Below are 2,066 nucleotides of genomic sequence, written 5' to 3' on the forward strand. Positions count from 1 at the left end.
TTGACGGACGGTCGATTCTCCGGCGGCACAACCGGCCTGTGCATCGGCCACATAGCACCCGAAGCGGTGGACGCAGGTCCCATCGCCTTCGTGCGCGATGGTGATCTGATACGGGTCGATATCGCCGCTCGCACGCTCGACCTACTCGTCGACGAGTCCGAGCTCCGGTCCCGCCGCGACGGCTGGGAACCGCTGCCCCCGCGCTATACCCGTGGCGTCCTCGCCAAGTACTCCAAGCTCGTGCGTTCCGCCGCGGAAGGCGCGACGACGGGGTAGGGCCCACTCGCACTGCTTCCGAATCATCACTCACTCGAGGTCCCTCATGTCTTCCGACACCGCCCCGGCCGTGCCGCGACCGCCGGCCAGTTCTGCCCACCCCCAGCTGACGGGGGCACAGGCCGTCGTCCGTTCCCTCGAAATGCTGGGGGTGACCGACGTCTTCGGTCTGCCCGGCGGCGCGATTCTGCCCGTCTACGACCCGCTCATGGACACCTCGGACATCCGTCACGTGCTGGTGCGGCACGAGCAGGGCGCCGGGCACGCCGCCGAGGGCTACGCCGCCGCATCCGGGAAGGTCGGCGTCGCCATCGCGACCAGCGGCCCGGGGGCGACCAACCTCGTCACCGCGATCGCCGACGCCTACATGGACTCGGTGCCGATCGTGTGCATCACGGGACAGGTGTTCTCGACACTCATGGGAACGGACGCGTTCCAGGAAGCCGACATCGTCGGCATCACCATGCCGATCACGAAGCACTCCTTCCTCGTGCGCGATGCCGCCGAGATCCCCGCCGCCATCGCCGGCGCGTTCGAGATCGCGAAGACCGGCCGCCCGGGCCCGGTGCTGGTGGACATCACGAAGGACGCCCAGCAGGAAGAGGCGCCGTTCGTGTGGCCCCCGAAGCTGGACCTGCCCGGGTATCGCCCGGTGACCAAGGCGCACGGCAAGCAGATCCAGAGCGCGGCCCAGCTGATGGCCGCCGCATCGAAACCGGTGCTCTACGTCGGTGGCGGTATCGTCCGCGCCGGCGCGGCGCCGCAGCTTCTCGGTCTGGCCGAGGCCACCGGTGCGCCCGTCGTGACGACGCTGATGGCGCGGGGAGCGTTCCCCGATTCGCACGCGCAGCACCTCGGCATGCCCGGGATGCACGGCACGGTGCCAGCGGTGATCGCGTTGCAGGAAGCCGACCTCATCGTTGCGCTGGGCGCACGGTTCGATGACCGCGTGACGGGCAAGGCATCGCTGTTCGCTCCCCACGCGAAGGTCATCCACGTCGACATCGACCCCGCGGAGATCTCCAAGATCCGCGCCGCCGACGTACCGATCGTGGGCGACCTGAAAGAGGTGCTCGTCGACCTGGATGCCGCGTTCTTCTCGGCGGTGAACGGCACGAAGCCCGACATCTCCGACTGGTGGGCGTTCCTGGACGGGCTCCGCGACGAGTTCCCCCTCGGGTATGCGCCGACCAGCGACGGCCTGCTCTCGCCGCAGCACGTCATCACCCGGATCGGTGAGCTCACCGGTCCCGAGGGCGTGTACGCGGCCGGGGTCGGCCAGCACCAGATGTGGGCGGCCCAGTTCATCCGTTACGAGCGCCCGAACGCGTGGCTGAACTCGGGCGGCGCCGGCACGATGGGGTACGCCGTGCCGGCGGCGATGGGCGCGAAGGTCGCCGAACCCGACCGTGTCGTGTGGGCGATCGACGGCGACGGCTGCTTCCAGATGACCAATCAGGAACTGGCCACCTGCGTCATCAACAACATCCCGATCAAGGTGGCGATCATCAACAACTCGTCACTGGGCATGGTGCGCCAGTGGCAGACGCTGTTCTACGACGGCCGCTACTCGAACACCGACCTGAACACGGGGCACGACACCGTGCGGGTGCCCGACTTCGTCAAGCTCGCCGACGCCTACGGCTGCGTCGCGATCCGCGTGGAGCGGGAGGACGAGGTGGATGCCGCGATCCGCACAGCGCTCGAGACCAACGACCGTCCCGTCGTGATCGACTTCGTCGTGAGCGCCGACGCCATGGTGTGGCCGATGGTGCCTCAGGGTGTGAGCA

The 2,066-nt window shown here is 68.6% G+C and carries 2 protein-coding genes; both read left to right on the plus strand.

The window, feature by feature from the left end:
* On the plus strand, positions 1 to 276 hold a 276-nt coding region (locus tag ACK5KK_RS12915), incomplete at its 5' end, for a dihydroxy-acid dehydratase (RefSeq protein WP_416890491.1).
* Between the two features lie 46 nt (positions 277 to 322).
* Positions 323 to 2,066: acetolactate synthase large subunit (locus ACK5KK_RS12920; RefSeq protein ID WP_416890492.1), on the plus strand; the 1,744-nt coding region annotated here is incomplete at its 3' end.

It is taken from the genome of Microbacterium sp., from assembly GCF_047972865.1.
Classification (GTDB): Bacteria; Actinomycetota; Actinomycetes; order Actinomycetales; family Microbacteriaceae; genus Microbacterium.